This is a genomic window from Hymenobacter sp. HD11105 (assembly GCF_054051685.1).
Map to the genome: position 1 here is coordinate 278,978 of NZ_JBSWBR010000003.1, position 23,371 is coordinate 302,348.

14 protein-coding genes are annotated in these 23,371 nt (G+C 55.9%); 7 read left to right on the top strand and 7 right to left on the bottom strand.

Annotated features, from left to right (window positions below):
* Window positions 1–39 precede the first annotated feature (39 nt).
* Window positions 40–3,240, bottom strand: coding sequence for a SusC/RagA family TonB-linked outer membrane protein (locus tag ACW9KT_RS11825; RefSeq protein WP_457080587.1), 3,201 nt, complete (start codon window positions 3,238–3,240; stop codon window positions 40–42).
* Window positions 3,241–3,751: 511 nt separating this feature from the next.
* Window positions 3,752–4,789, bottom strand: coding sequence for an L-rhamnose/proton symporter RhaT (gene rhaT, locus ACW9KT_RS11830; RefSeq protein ID WP_457080588.1), 1,038 nt, complete (start codon window positions 4,787–4,789; stop codon window positions 3,752–3,754).
* Between the two features lie 245 nt (window positions 4,790–5,034).
* Here rhaT and ACW9KT_RS11835 point away from each other — a divergent pair, with 245 nt between their 5' ends.
* The 7 genes from ACW9KT_RS11835 (at window position 5,035) to ACW9KT_RS11865 (ending at window position 14,385) form a co-directional block, all read left to right on the top strand.
* Window positions 5,035–7,143, top strand: a complete 2,109-nt coding sequence (locus tag ACW9KT_RS11835) for a bifunctional aldolase/short-chain dehydrogenase (RefSeq protein ID WP_457080590.1) — start codon at window positions 5,035–5,037, stop codon at window positions 7,141–7,143.
* Window positions 7,144–7,428: 285 nt separating this feature from the next.
* Window positions 7,429–8,472, top strand: coding sequence for a GntR family transcriptional regulator (locus tag ACW9KT_RS11840; RefSeq protein WP_457080592.1), 1,044 nt, complete (start codon window positions 7,429–7,431; stop codon window positions 8,470–8,472).
* A gap of 298 nt (window positions 8,473–8,770) precedes the next feature.
* Window positions 8,771–10,051 carry a TIM barrel protein gene (locus ACW9KT_RS11845; RefSeq protein WP_457080594.1) on the top strand — a complete coding sequence of 427 codons (1,281 nt, stop codon included), beginning with the start codon at window positions 8,771–8,773 and terminating at the stop codon, window positions 10,049–10,051.
* Window positions 10,048–11,376: an FGGY-family carbohydrate kinase gene (locus ACW9KT_RS11850; protein WP_457080596.1), complete on the top strand. Its 1,329-nt coding sequence runs from the start codon at window positions 10,048–10,050 to the stop codon at window positions 11,374–11,376. The genes ACW9KT_RS11845 and ACW9KT_RS11850 overlap by 4 nt, the downstream gene beginning before the upstream one ends.
* Before the next feature lie 332 nt (window positions 11,377–11,708).
* Complete coding sequence (locus tag ACW9KT_RS11855; protein ID WP_457080598.1) at window positions 11,709–12,449, top strand: (Fe-S)-binding protein; 741 nt, start codon at window positions 11,709–11,711, stop codon at window positions 12,447–12,449.
* Entirely contained in the window at window positions 12,446–13,816 is a 1,371-nt protein-coding gene (locus tag ACW9KT_RS11860; RefSeq protein ID WP_457080600.1) for a lactate utilization protein B, read from the top strand. The genes ACW9KT_RS11855 and ACW9KT_RS11860 overlap by 4 nt, the downstream gene beginning before the upstream one ends.
* Complete coding sequence (locus ACW9KT_RS11865; RefSeq protein WP_457080602.1) at window positions 13,813–14,385, top strand: LutC/YkgG family protein; 573 nt, start codon at window positions 13,813–13,815, stop codon at window positions 14,383–14,385. Before ACW9KT_RS11860 ends, ACW9KT_RS11865 begins: the two co-directional genes overlap by 4 nt.
* 85 nt (window positions 14,386–14,470) lie before the next feature.
* Here ACW9KT_RS11865 and ACW9KT_RS11870 read toward each other — a convergent pair whose 3' ends face one another.
* The 5 genes from ACW9KT_RS11870 to ACW9KT_RS11890 all read right to left on the bottom strand — a co-directional run bounded on the left by ACW9KT_RS11870 (window position 14,471) and on the right by ACW9KT_RS11890 (window position 23,368).
* Entirely contained in the window at window positions 14,471–15,883 is a 1,413-nt protein-coding gene (locus ACW9KT_RS11870) for a glycoside hydrolase family 28 protein (protein WP_457080604.1), read from the bottom strand.
* A gap of 254 nt (window positions 15,884–16,137) precedes the next feature.
* On the bottom strand, window positions 16,138–18,072 hold the full coding sequence (locus ACW9KT_RS11875) for a RagB/SusD family nutrient uptake outer membrane protein (RefSeq protein ID WP_457080606.1): 1,935 nt from the start codon (window positions 18,070–18,072) through the stop codon (window positions 16,138–16,140).
* Window positions 18,073–18,107: 35 nt separating this feature from the next.
* A complete protein-coding gene (locus ACW9KT_RS11880; protein WP_457080608.1) occupies window positions 18,108–21,287 on the bottom strand; it encodes a SusC/RagA family TonB-linked outer membrane protein in 3,180 nt (1,059 codons plus the stop codon).
* Window positions 21,288–21,510: 223 nt separating this feature from the next.
* Entirely contained in the window at window positions 21,511–21,825 is a 315-nt protein-coding gene (rhaM, locus tag ACW9KT_RS11885; protein ID WP_457080610.1) for an L-rhamnose mutarotase, read from the bottom strand.
* A gap of 7 nt (window positions 21,826–21,832) precedes the next feature.
* Window positions 21,833–23,368, bottom strand: coding sequence for a sialate O-acetylesterase (locus ACW9KT_RS11890; protein WP_457080612.1), 1,536 nt, complete (start codon window positions 23,366–23,368; stop codon window positions 21,833–21,835).
* Window positions 23,369–23,371: the final 3 nt, after the last annotated feature.

Here is a 23,371-nt window from a genome sequence, read left to right on the forward strand (position 1 = left end):
GCCTAGGCGGGCCGCCAGCGGTTGGCTTCTGTGTGCAGCTTAAAAAGTTACGTTTAGGCCCAGAATCAACGATTTAGCCAAAGGCAGTCCGCCGTAGTCGACGCCCGAAGTGAAGCTACCGCCGTTGTCGGTGTTTACCGCGTCGGGGTTGTAGCCGCCATAGTATTTGTCTTTGCCGAAGAAGTTTTCAGCCGTTACATACACGCGGGCACCCTGCATCACACTCTTGCTGACGATGCGACCCAAGTCATAGCCCAGCGTGATGTTGCGCACGCGGTAGTAATCAGACGAGTAGAGCCAGTCGGTGTTCTTGATGAAGCCAAACCGAGCGGTTGCTTTGCCCTTCACCCCGTTGCCAGGATCTTCCTCGGAGCGCCACCGGTCGCGGGCGTGGCCAAGGGCGTTTTCCTGATAACCTACGCTGGTACGGTCGATGGCACGGCCAAACAGCGAATAAATCTTGCCTCCATTTTGGCCTTGCACCAGGAAGCTCAAGTCGAAGCCTTTGTACTTGAAATTGTTGGTGATACCCCAAGTGTATTTAGGGTTGGGTTGGCCCACTACCACGCGGTCATTTGGGTCAATTTTACCGTCGCCATTTGCGTCTTCGTAGCGAGGGTCGCCAGCGGTTTGGTTGTTGTACAAAGCGGCGCCGTTGTCAATATCAGCCTGGCTCAGAATGCCGTTCTGACGAATAACGAAGATGCTGTACATGGGCAAACCTACTTGCAATACGTTGCTAGGTATGTCGGATACCGAGGCTACTTCGATAGTGGCGTCGCCGGGACCTAGGTGCTTCACTTCATTCTGATTATGGCTGAAGTTAAGCGACGTAGTCCACTGGAGGGCATTGTTCAGGTTGTGGGTTGTCAACTCCACTTCCCAACCGCGGTTTTCTACCTCGCCAATATTCACGAGGTTGTTGCCGAAGCCGGCCGCTGTATTGATGGGCACGTTCAGCAGTAGGTCTTTGCTGGTCTTGGTGTAGTAATCAAACGAACCGAAGATGCGGTTCTGGAAGAAGCCCACGTCCACGCCGAAGTCGATGGTGCGGTTGCGCTCCCACTTCAACTGAGGGTTCTCTACGCGGTTAGGGGCCTGGCCCGTAGCCAAGGCGCCGCCGAAGGTGTAGTTGTAAATGCCCAGCGTAGCAATGCTGTTGTAGTCGCCGATGCTGTTATTGCCCGACAAGCCGATGCTGGCGCGCAGTTTCAAGTCGCTGAGGGGCGTAATGCTCTTCATGAACTCTTCCTGCGAAATGCGCCAGCCCACGGAGGCGGCGGGGAAAACACCGAACTGATTTTGCCCCCCAAAGCGCGAGGAACCATCGCGACGGACGCTAGTAGAAAGCAGGTACTTACCGTCGTAGCTATACTGTAAACGGCCGAAGTAGGAAATCAGGACGTTCTGACTTTCGGTGGTGTTGTTGCTGCCCGTGCCGTTGATGTTGGTGGCCGCGTTCAGGGTAGTAACCTGGTTGTTGACGAAGCCGCCGGTGGCGCTGAGGCGCGCATTCTCAATGCGAGAGAAGTTGTAGGCGTACCCTACGAGAGCCGTCAGATCGTGTTTTGTACCCAGCGTGCGTGCATAAGTGGCGGTATTCTCGCTCACGAACGTCTGCCGCCGAAAGCTGCTGTAGGAACCCGAGCCAAGTGAAGTAGGCAGGTTGCGTACGGCCGGCTGGTACGATTTGGCCGTTACGTCGTTGTTGTCGTAGTTGATGCTGGTGCGCAGACGCAGGCCGCTGATTATCTCATAATCGGCATACAGCGTGCTCAGGGTACGGAAGGTCTTGGTTTGGCCGATGGCATTTTCCATCACGCGCACTGGGCTGGCCGTTGATACACCCCAGCGGTACACTTCGTTTTTGCCGTAGCCCGTAGCTACGCCGGCCGTGTCCTCCACGATGGGCGCCATCGATACGAGCTGATGCAGGCGGTTGTCTTTGCCCTCAATGCCGGGGTCATCGGTGATGGAGTAAGTCGGGGTTACGTTCAGGCCGAAGCGCAGCTTGTTGTTGGCTTTCACTTCCACGTTGGCACGGGCCGAGTAGCGCTTGTAGCCAAGCCCTACCATCATGCCCTGCTGATCGGTGTAGTTGCCCGAAATGAAGTAGTTCACGTTTTCGGTGGCGCCGCTGGCTCCTACCTGGTAGCTCTGGGTGCGACCGGTGCGGAAAGCTTCATCCTGCCAGTCGATGTACTGCAAGCCGGGATGGCCGGGCTGAAACCAGCGCTCATCAATCATCTGCGCGGGCACAATGTTGTTTACTTTCAGAATAGCCTGACGCTCAGCCGTGGTTTGGCTGGCGGTGCGGCCGGGGCCCGAGCGTACCCAGTTATCGTTGATGATTTCGGCGGCGCGCTCAGCCCATTCTTCGGCGCTCAGCACGTCCAACTTTTTGGCAGCCTGCGAAATACCGACATAGGTATTGAGCGTAATCTGGGGCTTGCCCGATTTACCTTTCTTAGTAGTAATCAGCACAACGCCGTTGGCCGCGCGCGAACCGTAGATAGCGGCCGCGGCGGCATCTTTCAACACCTGAATAGACTCAATATCGTTCGGGTTGATGTTGTCGAGTGGGCTGCCGCTGGCAAAACGCCCCCCACCATTCTGAGCAACGTTGTCGAGCGGGAAACCATCGATTACATACAGTGGCTCGTTGCCGGCCGTGATGGAGCCTGCACCGCGCACCTGCACGCTAAAGCCGCGGCCGGGTACGCCCGTGTTTTGCTTCACCTGCACACCTGCCATCTGCCCTACCAAAGCCTGATCGACACGCGCGATAGGCCGCTCTTCCAAGCGGCTGGCGTCGAAGGTGGCAATAGCGCCGGTTACGTCGGCTTTTTTCTGGGTGCCATAGCCTACTACTACTACCTCGTCCAGACTCTTCACATCTTCCGCCAGCTTAATGGTAAAGCTTTGGGAACCGGTGAAAGCGCGCTCCTGAGTTGTGAAACCAATGAAGCTAAATACCAGCGTGCCCGCCGTTTCGGGTACCGACAGGGAGAAGGAACCATCGGGGCCAGTGGTGGTGCCGTTGGTGGTGCCTTTAATCACGACCGTCACGCCGGGCAAGCCTTCATTCGTCTGCGACACAACTTTTCCGGTCAGCTGCCATTCGGCTACCTTACTGGTGGCGGCCCGCGCATGTGCGGCCGTTATTCCCGGTCCTGCTAGTAGTAGAAGTGGCAGGCCAACCACTACCGGGTAGCGACGCCATGTGTAACATTTCTTCATGAGTAAGTAAGGGTAGGAAATGGTGTGTGAAGACAAGACCGAGGCTTTTGAGCATGACCAAATTATTACCTTACCAAGCCTAGACTGTCCTGTAGACTACCGCCCTACCCCGATTACCAGAAAATTATTTTTCCAATACTGCATTGGACTGTGCTTTTGGCATGCTCTTACTAGCCGTAGAGCTTGAACGACCTAGCTCAGCTGTGTATTCATCTGTGGCTCTGCGACATGAGAGTAGCGACGCGACCCTTAGCTTCGCTGGCCTTGATTCGCGTCTTGTAGTTGAACGATTGGAATTGCGCTGTACAGACAAACAACAGCAGCAATAAGGAGACGCGAACTAAAGGTCAGCGAAGCTGAGGGTCGCGTCGCTACAGATTCTTGGTGGTACATGGGATTCTCGTTCAGCAGCCAGACGCGAATAAGCGTTATTACTCCGGATCAGTACACAAAAAAGCCCCCCAGCCACTGTTTAAGTTGGCTGGGGGGCTTTTCTGAAGTCAGGTAAGCTTTAGGAGCCCAAGTAGTTTCCGACGCCTACCACCACCGTCGAGAACACCACGACCAGGATGCCCAAGGAGATGGTGCGCATAGTCATGCGGTTGGAGCCGCGCCACTCGTGCAAAATCAGGCCCCACATGCTGCTGAAGGCAATAATGAAGGCCATGTGCAAAGTCCAACCGGAAAAGCGATACTCGCCCATTTGGCTGTCACCCATGCCGTAGAAAAAGAACTGGAAATACCAGGTAAAACCAGCCAGCGCGCAGAAGATAATATTGCGCAGAATGGGCGCCGACATATTGGTGTAGTCGGTGTAGGTCTGGTTTTTAATGTTCAAGTAAATCGTCCAGATAGCATTGGTTGTGAGGCCGCCGAGCAGGATGATGACCAGAATGGCATTGTTGGCGTAGAGCGGATTCGTGCCGTTTTGGGTGGCTAGTTCAGCAATAGATTGGCCAGCAGTCAGACCGAAGGAAAAGCAAGCGCTCATTACTCCTGAGAACACTGCGACCATCAGGCCTTTGCGCATATCAAATTCGGCTACTCCGGCTTGCTTTTCGGCGGTAGTCTGGTGCCTTTCTTTCATCACGCCAGCCATTCCGCAAATTAGAATACCCGCCACGCACACTACCAACCCTATAATGATAACCTTGCCCGATAAGGAGCTAATCAGCGTCGAAAAAGTGCCTTCCCAAATAGGCGGAACCAGCGTGCCAAACACGGCGCATAACCCAAGCGTAACGGCCATCCCCAATGACAGGCCTAAGTAGCGCATGGCCAAGCCAAACGTGAGCCCCCCAAAACCCCAAAGAATGCCCCAGAAATAGGTCCAGAGGATGGTAGTGGTGTCCGCCTGAGCTAGCACCCCAAACAGGTTGGGCACGGTGAGGTAACCGAGCAGCAGGGGCGCCATCAGCCAGGAAAAAAGCCCCCCAACGAGCCAATAGCTTTCCCAGGCCCAGCCGGATACTTTCTTATAAGGCAGATAAAAGCTGCCGGAGGCGAAACCGCCTAGTGCGTGGAGCACCACTCCCAGAAAAACACTCATAAGTCGAAGTTGTTGGTCGTGTTGTTTTACCAAATCTGCCTTAATCTATTACCCGAACCCTCCTGTTCTCTCCTGAAAGCAGGAAACTACACCCCAGCTGAATTTAAATCGGCGAAAAGTAGGCAGTTGCAAAATTTATTTCATGCCCGAACAGGAGAGTGCAGGAGTTTTACCGCTTGTTGTTCTTCTTCTTTTGTGAGCATCCTAATTATCCGGTTTTCGGCCCTCAAAAAAGTAGCCTCAATATGGAAAAAACGCTCACCTTTCAGCACGTCAGTTATTTGTGGGACGAGGCCCAGGCGGCTGCACTAGCCGGCGACGAAGTAGCCCTCTTTATTTACCGCTCCAACCTGCTGGGGGCCGATTTGCGCCTGACCAACTACGCGGGCGGCAACACCTCCGTCAAAATCACCGAAACTGACCCCGTTACCGGCGAGCAAGTGCCCGTGATGTGGGTAAAAGGCTCGGGCGGCGACATCGGTACCTTGACTAAAGCCGGCTGCGCCAACCTCTATGTAGAGAAGCTGCACCAGCTCAAAAACCGCTACCGCGGACTCGAGCACGAAGACGAGATGGTGGAACTGTTCAACCACTGCCTCTTCGATCCTAAGTGCGCGGCCCCTTCTATTGATACGCCCCTGCACGGCCTGCTGCCCTTCAAGCACATCGACCACCTGCACCCCGATGCCCTGATTGCTATTGCAGCCAGCCAAGAAGGCGAGCAAATTATGCACGAGATTTGGGGCGACACCATCGCATGGTTGCCCTGGCAGCGCCCCGGCTTCGATTTGGGCTTGCAACTCGAAAAAGTAGTACTCGACAACCCTGGCCTGCGCGGCGTCATTCTCGGCGGCCACGGCTTGTTTACCTGGGGTGACACTTCCTACGAGTCGTACATGAATACGCTGGAAGTTATTGAACAGGCTGCGGCTTACCTCGAAAGCAACTACGGCAAGAAGCGCCCTGTGTTTGGCGGCGAAAAGCTCACCAACGGCCCGGATGCGGCTACGCGCAAGCAGCAAGCCGCCGCTATCATGCCCACGTTGCGCGGATTGGCCTCGGGTCACCGCCGCATGCTGGGCCATTTTACGGATGATGCCCGCGTGCTGGAGTTTGTGAATTCAAATGATCTGGCCCGTTTGGCCCAAAAAGGAACCTCCTGCCCCGACCACTTCCTGCGTACCAAAATTCGCCCCCTGGTGCTCGACGCCGAGGTGATGCAAGGCGACAAGGCCAGTGTTAAAACGTATTTAGAGGCACAGTTCGAAGCATATCGTCAAGATTACGCAGCCTACTACGAGCGCAGCAAGCACACCAACTCGCCGGCCATACGCGACGCTAATCCAGTCATTATTTTGTGGCCCGGCGTGGGCATGTTTGCCTTCGCTAAAGACAAGCAGACGGCCCGCGTAGCCGCCGAGTTTTACACCAACGCCATCAACGTAATGAAGGGCGCCGAGGCAGTGAGCACCTATGTGGGCTTGCCAGAGCAGGAAGCGTTTGATATTGAATATTGGTTGCTGGAAGAAGCTAAGCTCCAGCGCATGGCCCCGCCCAAGTCGCTCTCGGGTAAGGTGGCCTTTGTTACGGGTGGTACGGGCGGTATCGGCAAAGCAATATGCGAGGCCCTGCTGCAACAGGGTGCTTGCGTTGTCGCTGCCGACCGTGCTGACCTGGACGAAACCCAAACCGATTTGCGCAAGCAATTTGGCAAGGACAGTTCCCTGGCCGTGGGCATTGAAGTAACCAACGCTGATGGCATTGTTGAGGCTTTGCGCCAGAGCGTACTACAGTTCGGCGGCGTTGATATTATTGTCAACTGCGCGGGTTTGAGCATCTCCAAGCCGCTAGCTGAAACTACGCAAGCCGACTGGGACATTCTCAACGACGTGCTGGTAAAAGGTCAGTTCCTGGTAAGTCAGGCCGCCGTGGAAATTCTGCGTCAGCAGGCTCTGGGGGGCGATATTGTAAACATCGCCAGCAAAAACGGACTGGTGGCTGGTCCTAACAACGTAGCCTACGGCACGGCCAAAGCGGCACAGCTGCACATGTCGCGCTTGCTGGCCGCTGAGCTTGGCCCGGACAAAATCCGGGTGAACACTGTAAACCCCGACGCGGTGCTGCGGGGCTCTAAAATCTGGGAAGGCGCTTGGGCACAAGGGCGCGCTAAAGCCTATGGCATTTCGGTGGAAGAACTGCCCCAGCATTACGCCAAGCGCACCTTGCTAGGTGAGGAGTTGCTGGCTGAGGACATTGCCAAAGCGGTTCGTGTATTTGTGGATGGCTCGCTGAGTAAATCTACGGGTAACGTGCTCAATGTAGACGGCGGTGTAGCTATGGCCTTCGTGCGCTAAGCGCTTGAATTACTTGCTTAAAACTAGAACGGGTCGGCTTTACAGCCGACCCGTTTTGCTTGTGCCTTCCGGGGTTGCTTCAACCAATAACGAACGTCGGCAACGTTCCCGGCAACGATGGCATAATGAAATTGGCCTTATTGCTTCCAACTGTACTTTAAAGTGCTTAATTTATGCTCTAACAAGTAAAATCAGCTCAGCTTAAACAAGCTGAAGGTTTAGGAGAAATTCGCTTCTCTTCTTCTTGTGTTCTTAGCTTTAGTTTCTCCCACCTAACTACTCGCTATGGCCGTCCTACTTCCGCCCAACCAGTGTATGTATAAGTTGCAGTTTAAGCCCTTTGATAAAACTCCGAAGTACAAACAGATTGTGCAGTCGGTTATTACCGATATCGAGCGAGGCACGTTGAAAAAAGGCGACCAGCTGCCCTCCATTAGTGAGCTCAGCGCCGAATACTACCTAGCCCGCGACACCGTCGAGAAAGCATATCGAGAGCTGCGGGAAAGGGGTTTTTGCACTTCCGTGCAGGGCAAAGGCTACTACGTGCAAGCCACCGACGCCACCAAAATCAAGATTCTGCTGGTCTTCAATAAGCTCAGCTCCTACAAGAAAATTATCTACTACGCTTTCCTGCAAGCCCTCGGCGACCGAGCCACCGTCGACCTGCAAATTCACCACTACAGCGCCCACCTTTTTCAGGAAATTATTGAGAAGAATCTGGGCAAGTACAACTACTATGTGGTGATGCCGCACTTTGCCCTGGATCTGGATAAAGCCGACTACAAAAGCGTCCTTAACTCCATTCCCGCAAACGAATTAGTTCTACTAGATAAAGACCTGCCTGACCTCAAGCGCGATGTACTAACCGTCTATCAGGACTTCGACAAGGACATTTTTACGGCCCTGGAAGGCGTGCAGGATTTGCTGGAAAAATACGAGCGCATGGTGCTCGTGCTGCCCAGCGTCGGCAACAACTACCCGGTCGAAATTGCCTGGGGCTTTCGCACTTTTTGTATCAACTACAACAAGGGTTTTGCGGTCAAGGAAAATGCCATCAACGAAGTGCTGGAGGCCGGCACCGCTTACGTAGTAGTCGAAACCACTGACCTAGCAGAATTGATGAAAAAGGTGCGTCAAACGCCTTACTTATTGGGCCGTGAAATCGGGATTTTATCCTTCAATGCCAGTACTCTAAAAGAGCTGCTTGGCATCACTGTTATTACCACCGATTTTGAGGCGATGGGCCGTACCGCAGCGGAGCTTTTACTGGAAAAACAGCGAGTGAAAGTGAAGAACCCGTTTTATACCATTCGGCGCGGTTCGTTGTAAAGGTTTAAAACGTTGCGTCTCTACAACGTTTAAGAATTATAAAACAAGAGCAATTAATAAGCGAGGAGATGCGGCATACTGCGTCTCCTCGCCTTTTTTCACCTACCTGCTTCGATACCGACAGAAGGTCGATTTAATCTGCTAAAAAAGCCCCCCACACAGGAGAGTTCAGAAGAGTTTGGGCGCGGGTTGGTGCTAGGTTGCTTATGCTAATGAAGCTGTGTTTACCGTCTGCGTGGCCAACCTACTAAAGTGAAGCTGCTGGGCTCAATTTTCCACCCCTGACCCCTACCCGACTATGCTCTCTGACCAACAAATTCAGGACCTCAACCAACCGCTCCTCGACGAGCACCAGCTTAGGTTTACTTACCTAACCGATCTGCTAGTTCGCCGCAACCTGGATGCCTCAGGTGTTATCCAGCAACTGGTTGATTTTCAGGTAGCCATTCCGAGCTGGGCGCTGGGTACGGGCGGCACGCGCTTTGGCCGCTACCCAGCGGGGGGCGAGCCGCGCAGTCTGGAAGAAAAGATTGGCGACGTAAGCTTGCTCAACCGCCTCAATCGCTCTTCTAACTCTATTTCCCTGCATATTCCCTGGGATATTCCGCAGGATGTGCCCGCGCTTCAGCAGCAGCTCCGCGCCGAGGGCCTGACCATCGATTCGATGAACTCGAATACGTTTCAGGACCAGAAAGACCAGCCGTCTTCCTACAAGTTTGGCTCGCTTAGCCACACCGAAAAAGCGGTGCGTCAGCAGGCCATTCAGCACAACATTGAGTGCGTAGAATATGGCAAACAGTTGGGGGCCAAAATTCACACGGTATGGCTCGCCGATGGCTCTAATTTTCCCGGTCAGCAACACTTGCGCCGCGCCTACCAGCGCACGGCCGAATCCTTAGCCAGCATCTACGAGGCCATGCCGTCGGATATGACGATGCTGATTGAGTACAAGCCCTACGAGCCGCACTTCTATTCTATGGTTATCCCAGACTGGGGCACGTCGTACTCGCTGTGTCAGTATCTGGGCGAAAACGCGCAGGTGCTGGTTGATTTAGGTCACCATTTGCCCAACACTAACATCGAGCAAATCGTGGGTCGCTTGCTGCATTTCGCGCGGCTGGGGGGCTTTCATTTCAACGGGTCCATGTACGGCGACGACGACCTGACTACGGGTAGCATCAAACCCTATCAGCTCTTCCTGATATTCAATGAATTGGTCGATGGTGCCCAGGATACGGCCGTTACTAACGCCACCGTGGCCTACATGATTGACGCCAGCCACAACACCAAGGACCCGCTGGAAGACTTACTGCAATCAGTAGAAAGCATACTTGGCGCCTACACCAAAGCCCTGCTCGTAGACCGCACCGCTTTGCAGGAGGCCCAGGAAAACAACGACGTAGTGCGAGCTGAGGAAATCTTGCGCGACGCCTTTCTTACCGATGTGCGGCCTTTGGTAGCCGAAGCGTACCGGCAGGCCGGCGGCGCCCTCAACCCCGTGGCCGCATACCGCGCCGGCAACATTCGGGAGCAGCTCATTCAGCAACGCGGCAAACTCAGTCTTTCCACCGGTTTATGAAAAAGACCATCTACGCCGTGTTCGATGTTGGCAAGACCAACAAGAAAGTGTTGCTCTTCGACGAGGATCGGCAGATCATTGACGAACACCAGCAAGTGTGTCTGGAAACCGTGGATGAGGAAGGCTTTCCCTGCGAAACGCTCACCCGCCTCTCGCAGTGGGTGCAGGACCGCTGGCACGCTTTGCGCCACAATCCGCACTACAACCTGAAGGGCGTGAACTTCACTTCCTACGGGGCCAGCTTTGTGCATTTGGGAGCCAATGGGCAGCCCGTGCTGCCGCTCTACAACTACCTCAAATCCATGCCGCCGGAAGTGACCAAGCAGTTCTACGCGGAACTGGAGGAGGACCCAGTCGAATTTGCCACCACGACTTGCTCACCGCAGATGGGCATGCTCAATTCGGGCCTGCAACTGTACTGGCTGAAGCGCTCTAAGCCCGAGCAGTACGCCCGTATTCGCACATCTTTGCATCTGCCACAGTATTTGTCGTACCTAATTACAGGTGAGGCATTTAGCGACTATACTTCCGTAGGTTGTCACACGGCCCTTTGGGATTTTAAGCGCAAACAATACCACGCCTGGGTGTACCGCGAAGGCATCGACGACAAATTAGCCCCCCTGACCAAAGACTCCATTGCCTCTGTGGTCGATGGCATTCTGGTAGGCGTTGGGCTGCACGATAGTTCGGCGGCATTGCTGCCGTATATGCAGCAAGGTGAGCAGCCGTTTCTGTTGATTTCGACTGGCACCTGGGCCGTGACGCTGAGCCCCTTCAACCGGGAGCCGCTCACGCCCGAGCTACTGCGTCGCGACTGTCTGAGCTTCCTTTCGCCCAAGGGCGACATGACCAAAGCCTCGCGCGTGTTCTTCGGCCGCGAGCACGACTTCCAGGTGCAGCGCATTGCTCACCACTTCCACGTCAAGCCCGATTTCTACCACTCCCTGATGGTGGCCCGCCCCTACGATGCTGCTTCCCAGGATTTTCAGCCCTGGTGCATGAAAGGCACTGGTCCCTTCCCCGAGCGGCCGGCCAAAGAGTGGGACCTATCTGGTTTCAGCACCGCCGCCGACGCTTACCACCACCTCATGCACGGCCTGATGGACATCCTCACCGAGTCCATCAACCTAATCCGCCGCGATGAAAAGCTGATCTATGTAGACGGCGGCTTCGCCCGCAATCCGCTCTTCATGCAAATCCTCAGCTGGAACTTCCCCGACGCCCGCATCCGCACCCTGGAAGTCCCCCAAGCCACCGCCCTCGGTGCCTTGATTCATCTGGAGCAAGGCGAAGCTTGGAAGAAGACACAGTTGTTATTCTCTTGAATGTCAGAATTTAGAAGCTAGAACGACCAACTCCCCTCCTCAGATGAGGAGGGGACGTCGCGCCAACGGCGCGGCTGGGGTGGTTGAGGGCGTTGTTTAGTTGTTTGGGAGAACGTCATGCAGAGCAGAGTGAAGCATCTCGCGTGTTTGTTGAGATTACTAACCTTTCGTCAGCACGCGAGATGCTTCACTCTGCTCTGCATGACGTTCTCCCAAACAACTAAACAACGCCCTCAACCACCCCATCTTTGGCTGCGCCAAAGCATCCCCTCCTCATTTGAGCAAGGGAGTTGGTCGTTTTGACCTACTCTAGCCATCGCTTTACTCGCTTCATGAAAGTCGCTTTATTCATTCCTTGCTACGTTGACCAGTTTTACCCACAGGTAGGTATTGCCACCTATCAATTGCTGGAAAAGCTGGGTATACAAGCCGATTTTCCACAAAAGCAAACCTGTTGCGGCCAGCCTATGGCTAATAGCGGCTGCGAGCAGGACGCCATCCCCGTGTATCATCACTTCGTCGAAACCTTTCAGGGCTACGACTACGTGGTGGCGCCGGCGGGTAGCTGCGTGTATCACGTGCGCAAGCATTTCAACATCATCGAGCAAACGCCGGCCGTGCAGCACGTGCGCGAGACTACTTACGACTTGATTGATTTTATCACATCTATTCTGGGCGTGACGGAGATTCCGGGCGTATTTCCGCATAAAGTGGGTTTGCACTTGAGCTGCCACGGGCAGCGCGGTTTACACCAGGCCAACGAGTCGGAGATGACGCCAGTGCGAGACGGTCATTTGCGGCGCTTGCTGACGTCACTAGAGGGTATTGAGCTGACGGAATTGAACCGCAACGATGAGTGCTGTGGGTTTGGCGGCACATTTTGCGTGTCGGAGGCGGCTATTTCGGCGCGCATGGGCCAGGATAGAGTGCAGGACCACCTGCGCAACGGTACGCGGGTGCTGACGGGCGGCGATATGTCGTGCCTGATGCATCTGGAGGGCATTGTGCGCCGCCAGAAGCTACCCATGCGGGTACTGCACGCCGCCGAAATCTTGAACGGAACCCTACTATGAGTCACCCCAAACGAGCTGAAGTTTTCACCCGCGACGCGGAGCGCACCACCTGGCACGACGAAACCCTCTGGTTTGTGCGCCAAAAGCGTGATAAAGCCGTGTACGCGGTGCCCGAGTTTCAGGAGCTGCGGGAGCTGGCTTCCCAAATTAAAACGCACACGCTAAGCCATTTGGCTGATTATCTGGAGCAGTTCGAAGCCCAGGCCAAGGCCAACGGCGTGCACGTGCACTGGGCAGCCAATGCTGAAGAGCACAACGCCATTGTGCTGGATATTATCAAGCAGCGAAACGCCACCAGCATCGTCAAGAGCAAGTCCATGCTGACGGAGGAGTGCCACCTAAACCCGTACCTGCTGCGCCACGGGGTAGAAATAGTGGATACAGACTTGGGGGAGCGTATTGTGCAGCTGCGGCAGGAGTCGCCGAGCCACCTGGTGCTGCCGGCTATTCATTTGAAAAAGGAAGACGTAGGGGCCACCTTTTTCAAGCACCTAGGTACGGCGGAAGGTGAAGTCGATCCACAGGTGCTAACCGAAGCGGCCCGCCAGCATTTGCGGGCTCGGTTTCTAGCAGCGGAAGTGGCTATTTCGGGCGTCAACTTCGCTATTGCCGAAACGGGCAGCGTCGTAGTGTGTACCAATGAAGGCAACGCTGACCTGGCCGTAAATCTGGCGCGGGTGCATATTGCCAGCATGGGCATCGAGAAGCTCATTCCGCGCCTCTCCGACCTGAGCGTGTTCACGCGCCTGCTGGCTCGCAGCGCCACAGGTCAGCCCGCTACTACCTACACGTCGCACTTCAGCCGGCCCGCCGCGGGCAAAGAGCTACACGTGATTTTGGTAGATAATGGCCGCACCCAGCAACTCGGCCGCCCCGATTTTCGGGCGTCGCTCAAGTGCATTCGGTGCGGAGCCTGTATGAATACTTGCCCCGTGTACCGGCGCAGCGGCGGCCACAGCTACGACTTCACAGTACCAGGCCCAATCGGCGCTATCCTGTCGCCCAACATCGACATGCGTCAGCACGCATCACTGCCGTTTGCCTCTACTCTCTGTGGCTCCTGCACCGACGTGTGCCCGGTTAAGATTGACATTCATACCCAGCTCTATAAGTGGCGCCAGGTGATTGCGGCGGCCAATGAAATTCCGGCCAGCAAGAAGTGGAGCATGCGCCTACTCAGTCGGGTGCTGGCTAGGCCGAGTATGTATGAGCTGGGGGGCAAATTTGCCCGCACGGGCCTGCGCTTCGTACCCCACGCCCTCACCCACGCGCCCGGCTACAACCCCTGGGCTATTGCCCGCGAGTTGCCGGCTCCACCGCCCCAAAGCTTCCGCGAATGGTTCAAGCAAACCCAACCCAAACCATGACGGTTTCTGCCCGCGAGCAAATTCTAGCGGCTACCCGCGCCAATCACTTTGAAGCCAATCCATTGCCTACGGTGCCCCAGTTTGCGGGCGACAATTCTGTGGAGCGCTTCACGGAAGTTCTGCAAGGCATTGGGGGGCAAATTGTGCGGGTGCCGGCCGGGCAGCCGCTGGCAGAGGTAGTGCAGCAGCTTTTTCCCACCGCCGGCCCGATAGCTTCATCCCTCCTACCCGCCTCCATCAGCATTGACGAGCAAACTCCTACCGCCGTACTTGACACAGTGGATGTGGCCGTGCTGGGGGGCGTTTTTGGCGTGGCGGAAAATGCATGTGTTTGGGTACCGGAGGCGAATATGCTGCACCGGGCATTGCCCTTAATTACGCAGCATTTGGTACTGGTACTCTCCGAGCAGAATATCGTGGCTACCATGCACCAGGCCTACGCGCTGATACCCGACGTAGGTGGCTACGGCATGTTCATCGCGGGCCCATCCAAAACGGCTGATATCGAGCAGTCATTGGTTATTGGGGCACATGGGGCGCGTAGCCTCATGGTGCTGCTTACAGTGTAATAACCAGGTAATAACCAGTTGCAGTAAACAAGAAAGAGCCCGAACGACTAGTATGTCGTTCGGGCTCTTTTTGTGGGGGCTTTTTCTAAAACTTCATGCTTGTGCTATTCATCACGGCTACGGGCTCCTGATCTTGGGCCGTAATGTTCATGCCTTGTACGCTCCAGTCTTTGGCGTAGCTGATGCTGCCGGCGGTTTGGGCGGTCATGGTAATGTTGCTCATGGTCATGTTTTCCAGCAATGAATTCGCCTGACCTTCGGCCGACACGGCCTTTTTAGCGTTGGTCGCGCGAACATTGCTGATGTGGACATTGCGGAATTGTGGGATGCCTTTTTCGGCGGGCTCCACTTTGGTCAGCATGGCTTTCCAATGAGCCGGAAGGGTCGCTTGCGTGTAGCCTTCGGGCAGCGTAGAGTAGCTGTAAGTTGGATTCCAGTTCATGGTCATCTCAATAGCCGTACCTACGCCGTCCATCTCGATGTTATCAACCCGAATATCCTCTACCGTGCCGCCCCGCGTAAGCGCCGATTTGATACGAATACCGACTTTAGTGCCTTTCGCCTTCAGGTTGCGGGCAATGACGTGGCGAATGCCCCCCGAGGTTTCGCTACCGCAGGTGAAAAGCCCCCCACCAGCCCCGGCTACGCAGTTCTGAATTAGTACATACTCCGTGGGCTTGTTCACCCGCAAACCGTCGGCGTCGCGGCCGGATTTGAGGCAAAAGTTGTCGTCGTTGCAGTCGATGTCGCAATTCTGCACGAGTATGTAGCTACTGGAGTCGATGTCGATGCCGTCGGTGCTGGGGCCGTGGCCGCCTAGGTTATTGCGAATGATGAGGCCGTCGGCGGTTACGTTTTTGGAGTACAGCACGTGCACCGTCCAGAAGCCGGCGCGCTGCAGGGTAATGTCCTTGATGGTTACATTCGAGGAATTCGACACAAGTAAAGTGCGCGGGCGCTTGGCATCGTAGTCCACAATCCAGCGCAGGCCTTTGGCATCGTAGTCCTTGCGCATGGCCCAGTACATGTCCCAGAAGGGCTTGCCCTGCCCGTCCACGGTGCCTTGGCCGGTGATGGCCACGTTGTCCTGATCCAGCACATTGATGAGAGCTGCGGGCCACACCATTTCGATGCCGGCAATGCGGCTGGGCATCTCGGGGTAATCCTTAATGTCCTGGCTGCCAAGCAATGTTACGCCTTTATCGAGTTGGAGCGTGACGCCTTTCTTCAAAAAAATAGAGCCCGTCAGATATTGACCGGGCTCAAACTTGACAACGCCGCCTTTCATGGCTGCCGCGTCAATGGCTTTTTGAATTGCTTTGGTGTTGAGCGTTTTGCCATCCCCCACTGCCCCATACTTGGCCGCCGCGAATGTCGTTTTGGCCGTTGGCTGGGTTTTGGCACCTACCTCTTTTACCCAAGCCGGATCATTGACCGTAGGGGCGGCGAAGGAACTCAACCAAGTTAGAAATGGAAAGAGAAACGAGAGCAGCGCCATAAGAGCTATGAAATAGCAGCGGAATTGCTTGCGCTACGTGCAGAAGCCATGACGTGGCACGTGACCAGATTAGAGAAAGTTACGATCCCACCCATCCTTTCTCTATTCTCCTTGGTCACGCGCCAGTCAGGTTTACTCTCCTTTACATCAAAGTTGCGTTTTTCAAAACGCAGAACCCTCCCGTACCCACCTGTTTAAAAGCAATTACAGCGGAATAAAATGCCGTGCTGGGGGGCAAATACTGCCCTCAAGTATTAGTAACCGGGGTTCTGCTCCGCCTGACGCTCTTCCTGGCTCAGGGCTTGACCACCGCGGAAGATACGCTCCAGGTGCTCGCGCGGAATGGGGCGGAGCTTATGGTAAGGTTGAATTTCGGCGCGCGTATCGGGGTTGAAAGTTTGAGCGCGCTCTAGCAAGGTTTCGGTGCGGGCCAGGTCTTCCCAGCGGTGCAGCTCACCGGCTAGCTCACGAGTTCTTTCATTTAGAATGAAGGCTATGAAGCGGGCTTGCTGCGTGGTGGCCGATGGCGGATACAACTCAGCAGGGTCGTTGGTGGTAAACTTGGCCATTGTCACCTGCAAGGCGGCGGCCGTGCTGGCCACGTCGCCGCGGGTGCCGCCTTCTACCAAAGAGAAAGCTGTGGGCTTGGCCTCGCCAGCCTTGTAGGCGGCCCGGTTGCGCAGAATGTTGATGTAGCTAAGAGCTTTGGCATAATCACCTTTGCGGCCGTAGGCTTCAGCGGCAATCAGGTAGGTTTCGGCAAAGCGGGCCAGGATACCATCGCGCGTGCCAGCTTCCTCGTTCACGCCCGAACCGGCACGGAAGGGGTCGATGTACTTTAGCAGCTGCGGGTACTTGTTGCGCACGCCCACAGGCCCCGTAGGGTCGAAGGCAGAACCCAACGAACCATTAGCATTGCGGAAGTAGCGCGCGAACGTGGCGTAGCGGGTGCGGGCAATCTGGGCGGCGGTAAGCGTAGTTTGGGGAGTATTTACCCTGATAAAAATGGCCGTATCACCGAGAGCAAATTTAGGCTGACCTACCTGAGCTGGCGTGGGCGCATTAGCGGCCGTCCAGCGCGGAATGGTAGCCGCGTTGTTAGCCAGCCACACCGTTTTGAAACTCTTATAGAATCTCGAGTCGTTGCGCCGGTCGTAGATGTCCATGGTGTAGTTGGTGGGCATCAGGCGGCGGAAAGGCCGGTCGTTGAGCAGGTCGCGGGCCATGCCGGGCTGGTCTTCGTAGAACATGGTAAAGTACGAGTGCACGCGGTTGCCGAAACGGCCGGCCAGGGTAATTACGTTGTTGAACTGAGTTGAGAAAATGATTTCCCGGCTGGTTTGCGCCGCCCGGTTGTTGGCGTAGCTGGAAATATCCCAGAGGCGCGCAAAGTCATTTTCCAGCACGTAGCGGCCCGAGGTAATTACCTGGTCGGCGTAGTAGGCGGCGCTGTCGATATCGGTCGGCTTCTGGCCACGTACATCGGTGATGGCGCTGCCACGAGTGAGGTATACCTTAGCCAGAAAGTGCTGGGCCGCGCCCTTGGTAGCCCGGCCAAACTCCGTTGTGGTGGGCGACAGGTTTTCATCGGCGAAGCGCAAATCCTTGATAATCTGTTGATAGATTTGCGGCACAGGCGTGCGCTCGTACTCCAGCTTCACACTCTCAGTGGGTTCCAGCGTTAAGGGAATAGCCCCGTACTGCTGCACCAACTGAAAGTAGTAGTAAGCCCGCAGGAAGCGCAACTCGCCCAGGCGCTGGGCTTTTTGCGCGGGTGTAGATAGCGTAGTGGTGCCCACGAAATTCGGAATGCGGCTGATTCCGATGTTGCAGCGGTTGATGCCGTCGTAGTCGGCGGTCCACACATCGTGCACAAAACTCTCGATGCCGTTGCCGGTGTTGAGGCGGTTGCGCTCGTAGGTATTCCAGTAGATGTAGTTTACCTGGTCGGCGTGCGTAAACTCATCGGTGCCGAAGTTGAACATGGCGTAGCTATGCTCGTTGGCGTACTTAAAGCGGGTTTGCTCGTAGGCCGCTTTTACAAGGTCTTCTAGCCCTTTTTCCGTGCTGTAATAATCGTTGGTAAGGGTAGAGACGAGTTCTTCCTGCAGATAATCCTTGCAGCCCGTATTAGTCAGGCCGAAGGCAGTGAGCAGGGCAATGGATAAGAGTCGATATGAGCGTTTCATGAGACTAGTCTAGACTTGGGGAATTTGTCGACGGATCAGAAGCCAATGCGGAGGCCCACCACCAAGCTCTTGGTGCTCAGGTTGCGCGCCTGGGCTAGTTCGCCGGAGGTAGTACCGATGTCGGTTGCTTCAGGGTCCAGGCCTTTAAACTTGGTGATCAGGAAAGGATTGACCGCATTCACGTACACACTCAGGTTGCTGCTGTAAAACTTAGAAGCCAGTTCCTTCGGGATGGTGTAGGTAAGCGAGATGCTGCGCACTTTGGCGAAGCTGCCATCGCGGTACAGCAACGAGGAGCCAAACGTGGCGTTATCCTCGCGGCTGTTGGGGCGGGGAGCCTCATTGCTGGGGTTAGCGGGCGTCCAGTAGTTGACATCCTGGCTCGGAAAACGCCCCCCAAGACCAGGGCGGTAGCCGGTGGCCACCATCTGCCCAATGCGAGCAAACACCAGGAAGCTCAAATCAAAGCCGGCGTAGGAGAAGCTGTTGCTGATGCTGCCGCTCCACTTGGGGCGGTTTGAACCCAGCACAATCTGGTCCTGAGTATTAATCAAGCCGTCGTCGTTGATGTCGACCACCTTCACGGTGCCCGGCGTAGCGCGGTAACGGGCCAGACCTTCAGTATCATCGGTTTGCCAGATGCCAGCGTACTTGTAGTCATAGTACACGCCCAGGGGTTCGCCGATAAACCAGCGGTTGCCGATATCATCCTGCTTGCCCGACGAAAGCTCCACGAACTCCTCTTTGTTCTTGGTGAAGATGAAGTCGGAGCCCCAACGGAACTTGTTGGTTTCTACGTTCACCGTCGACACGGTGGCTTCTACGCCGCTGTTGCGGGTGGCCCCAATGTTTTGCAGCACGTTATTAAAGCCCGAAACCGTTGGTAGGGCACGGGGCAGCAGCAGGCCCGTGGTATTGGCTCGGTACACTTCCACCGAGCCATTGATACGATTGCGGAAGAAGCCAAAGTCCAGGCCCACGTTCACAGTGTTGGTCCGCTCCCACTCCAGTTCACGGTTGGGTAAGCCCCCCAGGGTATTCGGCAGGGTGCCGGGCGTAGGCGTATAGCCGTAGGCTGGTGTCTCATCCCACACGTAGGGAGTTTGCTGCAAGGTGCCGCCCGTGGTGTAGGGGTCTACGGAGGCCTGACCTACTGAGCCGTAGCCGCCGCGCAGCTTCAACTCGCTCAGGAAGGCTGCGTTTTTAAAGAAAGTTTCCTCTTGCAGCTTCCAAGCCAAAGCTAGGGAAGGAAAGAAAGCCCATTTGCGACCTTCCGCCAGCACGGAGGCACCATCGGCGCGGCCCGTAGCGGTCAGTACGTACCGGTCGCGGAAGCTGTAGTTCACCCGTCCCATCCACGACATTAGCTGCCGCTGAATGAAGGGTCCGGAGCCGAAGCTTTGGGCGGCCGCGTTGTTGGTCGAGCCCAGGTTATACCACTTCTGGGTATCGTAGGGCAGATTAGTAGCACTAATGGAAGAGCCTTCGCTGCGGTCCTGCTGAATACTTTGCAGCAGTGTCACGCCCAAGCTGTGGTCGGAGGTAAGCTGCTTATCATAGAACAGCAGGTTTTCCACTACATAAGTGAAGTTCTGGTTTTGGTCGTACTGCGCAAACGATACGGCATTGGGGCCACCGCCCTGCCCCGTAGAGCGGGCCGAGCGAAACTGCCCGTTGCGAGCGTTGCGGAAGTCGGGGCCCACGTTCAGGCGGTAGCGCAGGCCTTCGAGCAGGCGTGCTTCGGCGTAGAGGCTGGTAAAGAAACGCGCCACACGCCGCTCATTGAACGTATTTTCCGGATCGAGCAGCGGATTCAGGATGTTGGCGTCGGCGCCGGGGTTGGTTTGAAATACGCCGTCCGCATCGTAGGGCCTGGCATAGGGCAGCTGGCCCACGGATTTACCATAGATGTCGGGGCCAACGTTCTGAATGGCCAAGCTGGCGTTGGTGGAGCCACCCACCGAGATAATCTTGTTGATGCGGAAGTCGAAGGTGGCGCGGGCGTTGTAGCGGGTAAAGTCCTGGCCGGGCTGAATACCCTCCTGGTTCAGGTAGCCCACCGACAGGGATGTACGCAGGTTCTCGGAGCCTCCGCTGGCGCTGATCTGGTGATTCTGGGTGAAGGCGTTGCGCAGCGCTGCCTTCTGCCAATCGAAGCTTTCGATCTTGCTGGGGTCGTAAATCGGAATCTGAGTTACGTTGGGAAAACCGTAGAGGGCAAAGCGGGCTTTCTCCTCGTCGGTCGCCTCCCGGGTTTCGGGAATGCGGGCATCAAAGTCGCGCCAGGTGTAAGCCCCGGCAATATTGGCCCACACGTTCGGGTCGGTGCCGAAGAGTGTGAAATCGTTTGCGGGATTGGGGTAAGGAGTAGTGTAGGAGCCTGAAGTGCGATAGGCTTCGCGGCGTACATCAGCAAACTCGGCGGCATTAAACAGGTCGAGCGTGCGCAAAGCCCGGTCGAAGCTGCCGTAGGTGTTATAGCTGATGTTGAACTTGCCTTCCTTGCCACGTTTAGTAGTCACGATGACCACACCATTTGCCCCCCGCGAACCATAAATAGCGGTAGCCGATGCGTCTTTCAGCACTTCCACCGACTCGATATCGTCGGGGTTGAAGTCGTTCAGGCCCGTGCCCTGGGCCAGCGGGATGCCATCTACTACGTACAGTGGCTCGTTAGAAGCCCGCACCGAGCGGTTACCCCGGATACGGATGGCAGGTGTTTCGCCGGGCCGAAAATTGCCCCCCGCCACGTCTACGCCGGCCGCACGCCCTTGCAGGGCCTGCGTCAGGTTTTGCACCGGCACCTGCTTGATCTTCTCCTCCGACACCGACGATAGGGCGCCGGTTACATCACTCTTTTTCTGGGTACCGTAGCCTACCACCACCACGTCCGCCAGCTGCGTTACATCTTCCGCCAGGGTCACGTTTATCGGTGATGCACTTGCAGGCACTTCCTTGGTCACGTAGCCAATAGAGGAGATAGTAAGCGTAGCGCCGGCCGGGGCCTGCAAGGTGAAGCTGCCATCCGGGTTGGTACTGGTACCGGTAGTGGTCCCTTTCACCACCACACTGGCCCCTGGCAAACCGCTTTTATCGGTTGCCGTTGTCACCCGTCCCGTCACGGTTTGATCGGTCTGGGCAAAGACACTGACAGGAGCCAAGCCAACCAATACGGTCAGTGGCAGCCAGCGAGCGGAATTGTAAAGCTGTAACATAGGGAATGGATTGTGGGGGAAGGCAAATAAGGATTTTCAATGTCCCTAAGTAATTGCCTTATCAGCCCCAATCCCTCCCGCACTCTCCTGCTACATTGATACTTATTCTTTGACCCGCGCAAAAATTTAAAAAGTGCCTTCTACTCCCTGCGTAAAGCACTGCAAATGGATAGGAGGAAGCAGCTTATTTCGCTGAGCAGTGCCCAGTACCTCGCGTGCCGATTTAGGCCTGATAGAACACCTTTTCCAGAGGCGTCACCACTGGCGAGTTATCCGGATTGGTCAGCATCAAATCGGCCATATAGGCCCACCAACGCTGCATAATGGGCAGCGTGGGAAGTTGGTCAGCGGTATGCTCGGGCAAGCGGCGTTGCACCGCGAATAGCGTATCGGTGGCGGGGTTTAGGTAGATGGAATACTCGCGAATGCCGGCCTCGTGTAGAGCTTCGGTCAGTTCGGGCCAGATTTCGTCGTGGCGACGCTGGTATTCGGCTTGCACGCCGGGGCGCAGCTGCATAATGAAGGCTATTTCTTCCATAAACGCGTTATAGTTTTCCTTGGGTGCTTACCCGCCACTGGTCGGTGCGGAAGGGCGAGGCAGGCAAGCCGGCTCCGTTGTAAAAGTTAGGCATAGGCGACCTGCTCCAACCAAAGCGCACAGCTACCGGCTGCTTTACCTGCTCACTCCACACCACCACCGTGTTGCCCTCAATGCGGGCCTGGGCGGGCCGAAACACGCTGTCGGGCCCGGCAATGGTAAACTCGCGCAAGTCACCATTTTGGGTAACTAAGCCGCCCGATGTATAGTCGAATTGCAGGCTGGCTTTACCATCCTTCACCTCCATTTTTTTGTAAATAGGCCCGGAATATGGCAGATTTTTCTGGCCGTATTCTTTGGCTAAAGCCCACAATGCCAACCGGTGCCCCACCACCTGCTTGTTGCGCGGATGAATATCTAGCGAGTCACCCACATCAGTAGTCACCACCATGCCCGTGTTGGGCACGGTTTGCATGCTCAGCAGCTGGGCTTCCCGGATCTCGGGATTTTGGCCCTTGTGGGGGGTAATTTGGACGAAGTAGAACGGCAGATTCGGCTGCTGCCAGTCTTGGCGCCAGTTGGCAATCATGGCCGGAAACAGCTTTCGGTACTGATACGCACGCTCGGCGTTGCTTTCGCCCTGATACCAGATAACACCCTTGAGCGTATAAGGAATCAGGGGCTTAATCATGCCATTGTAGAGCTTGTAGGGCGACTTATTGCTGGTCGCGCTGAGCGGCTCGGCGGGCTTGGGCGTGGTGTTTTGGGGCGTGGCGGCTTTTTCCTGCTGCCAGGCGGTGAAGGCCGCTTCGTAGGCTGGCCGCTGGGTTAGGCCTTGGTCGTAGCGCGTGAGAATAGGGCGCAAATCAGGGTTGTTTTCCAGTACATCTTTCCGCGTCCACGATTCGGCCGGCGTGCCACCCCAGGAGGAGTGAATCAGGCCCACCGGCACCTTGGTTTTCTCATGAATTTCCTGGCCGAAAAAGTAAGCCACGGCCGAAAAGCTGCCCACCGTTTCGGGGCTGCACACCACCCAACTTCCCTCTGTATCCAGCTGGGGCGTGTCGGCTACTTTCTGCGGCACCGTAAACATGCGAATAGCCGGGTACTTGGCCTTGGGTACTACTTCCGCCTCGTTCACAACGCCCGTCATCCAGTTGGATGGGCCTTTCGCTATGGGAAAGTTCATGTTCGACTGGCCCGAACAGAGCCACACCTCGCCTAGCAGTACATTACTGACTACCAGCCTATTCTTGCCCTGAAAGGTGATGATGTGGGGCCCGCCGGCCTTGTCGGTTGGTATGCGCACCTGCCAGTTGCCCTGGGCATCGGCTGTAGCTTTCTGGGGGGCTTTTTGCCAGCTTGCAGTTACCGTTACAGCTTCGCCAGGGTCGGCCCACCCCCAGAGGGCCACGGTTGTTTTTTGCTGTAACACCATGTTGTCCGTCATTAGAGCGGGCAGCTTGATATTGGCCCAAGCGGGGCTGGCCAGCGCGAACAGTAATAGCAGCAACAGGTGGCGCAAATGAAGCCGATGAGTCATGCG

Bases quoted from the DNA above. Each gene is read 5' to 3' on its own strand.
- ACW9KT_RS11890 (WP_457080612.1), bottom strand. From the start codon at position 23,368: ATGACTCATCGGCTTCATTTGCGCCACCTGTTGCTGCTATTACTGTTC.
- ACW9KT_RS11865 (WP_457080602.1), top strand. From the start codon at position 13,813: ATGACGGTTTCTGCCCGCGAGCAAATTCTAGCGGCTACCCGCGCCAAT.
- ACW9KT_RS11880 (WP_457080608.1), bottom strand. From the start codon at position 21,287: ATGTTACAGCTTTACAATTCCGCTCGCTGGCTGCCACTGACCGTATTG.
- rhaT (WP_457080588.1), bottom strand. From the start codon at position 4,789: ATGAGTGTTTTTCTGGGAGTGGTGCTCCACGCACTAGGCGGTTTCGCC.
- ACW9KT_RS11850 (WP_457080596.1), top strand. From the start codon at position 10,048: ATGAAAAAGACCATCTACGCCGTGTTCGATGTTGGCAAGACCAACAAG.
- ACW9KT_RS11860 (WP_457080600.1), top strand. From the start codon at position 12,446: ATGAGTCACCCCAAACGAGCTGAAGTTTTCACCCGCGACGCGGAGCGC.
- ACW9KT_RS11875 (WP_457080606.1), bottom strand. From the start codon at position 18,072: ATGAAACGCTCATATCGACTCTTATCCATTGCCCTGCTCACTGCCTTC.
- ACW9KT_RS11870 (WP_457080604.1), bottom strand. From the start codon at position 15,883: ATGGCGCTGCTCTCGTTTCTCTTTCCATTTCTAACTTGGTTGAGTTCC.
- ACW9KT_RS11835 (WP_457080590.1), top strand. From the start codon at position 5,035: ATGGAAAAAACGCTCACCTTTCAGCACGTCAGTTATTTGTGGGACGAG.
- ACW9KT_RS11845 (WP_457080594.1), top strand. From the start codon at position 8,771: ATGCTCTCTGACCAACAAATTCAGGACCTCAACCAACCGCTCCTCGAC.
- ACW9KT_RS11855 (WP_457080598.1), top strand. From the start codon at position 11,709: ATGAAAGTCGCTTTATTCATTCCTTGCTACGTTGACCAGTTTTACCCA.
- ACW9KT_RS11825 (WP_457080587.1), bottom strand. From the start codon at position 3,240: ATGAAGAAATGTTACACATGGCGTCGCTACCCGGTAGTGGTTGGCCTG.
- ACW9KT_RS11840 (WP_457080592.1), top strand. From the start codon at position 7,429: ATGGCCGTCCTACTTCCGCCCAACCAGTGTATGTATAAGTTGCAGTTT.
- rhaM (WP_457080610.1), bottom strand. From the start codon at position 21,825: ATGGAAGAAATAGCCTTCATTATGCAGCTGCGCCCCGGCGTGCAAGCC.